Consider the following 1,046-nt stretch of genomic DNA (forward strand, 5'->3'; position numbering starts at 1 on the left):
GATACGAGACCGCCGAAGCCAATTCGGTCCGCAGCAGACTCCGCGTGGTGCGGTCCTCCGCACTCAGCCCCGCCGCGTCCAGCGCGTCCACCTCGGCGAGCAGTCCCCGCCAGGTGCCGAGCAACCGCTCCTCCGCCCCCGCCGACAGGTCCTCGATCCGATCATCGAATCGCCTGTCCCCCAACAGGGTCGCCTCACTGGGCGCGGACTCCAGCATGGCGTCCCAGTACCGGTCGGCGAGTGCGATGAGCTCCTTGTGCGCGTCCATGCCGACCATCATGCCCGTGCCCGCCCCCGCGGCGGGGCCGCCGCCAAACTTCGCACCCCTCAGCGGCGGGGCGGCACCGGGATTCGCATGAGGTCCTCTGCCACCACGATCTCGCCGTCGAAATGGGCTCGGGCGTCGGCGAGATGCTGGTCGAGGGTGCGGTAGCGCTGGGAGTAGTGGGTGAGGACGAGGGTGCGGACGCCGGCACGGGCCGCGACCCGAGCGGCCTGCCCCGCGGTGAGGTGGCCGTATTCGACGGCGAGCTTCTCGTCGGCGTCGACGAAGGTGGCCTCGATGACGAGCATGTCGACACCCTGGGCCAGGTCGTACACGCCGTCGCAGAGGCGGGTGTCCATGACGAAGGCGAAGCTCTGGCCCGGTCTGGCCTCGCTCACCTCGTCGAGAGTGACGGTGCGGCCACCGATCTCGACTTCACCGCGGCGCTGTAGTTCGCCGACGACCGGACCCGACAGGCCCAGTTCGCGCAGCCGTTCGGGGATGAAGCGCAGACTGTCGGGCTCGTCGAGGCGGTAGCCGAACGCCTCCACCGGATGCGAGAGTCGCGCGGCCCGCAGAGTGAAATCGGCTCCCGGTGGCGGTAGTTCGCCGTTGTCGGTGATCGGGTGCGGGTGCAGTTCGACCTGGCGGTTGTGGGCGGAGGAGTCGACCAGCCGCTCGTAGAAGACTTCGCCCGAGGCGGGGAAGTAGACGTCCACCGGGTGCAGCGCGCCGTCGAGGCTGATGCGGCCGAGCACGCCGGGCAGCCCGAAGCAGTGGT

2 protein-coding genes are annotated in these 1,046 nt (G+C 70.1%); both read right to left on the reverse strand.

Annotated features, from left to right (window positions below):
- On the reverse strand, positions 1-268 hold a 268-nt coding region (locus tag ACIRS4_RS39065), incomplete at its 3' end, for a hypothetical protein (RefSeq protein WP_404205162.1).
- A gap of 59 nt (positions 269-327) precedes the next feature.
- The coding region (locus ACIRS4_RS39070) for an MBL fold metallo-hydrolase (protein ID WP_404205164.1) at positions 328-1,046 on the reverse strand (719 nt) is incomplete at its 5' end.

This window comes from Streptomyces sp. NPDC101166, from assembly GCF_044768125.1.
GTDB lineage: Bacteria > Actinomycetota > Actinomycetes > Streptomycetales > Streptomycetaceae > Streptomyces.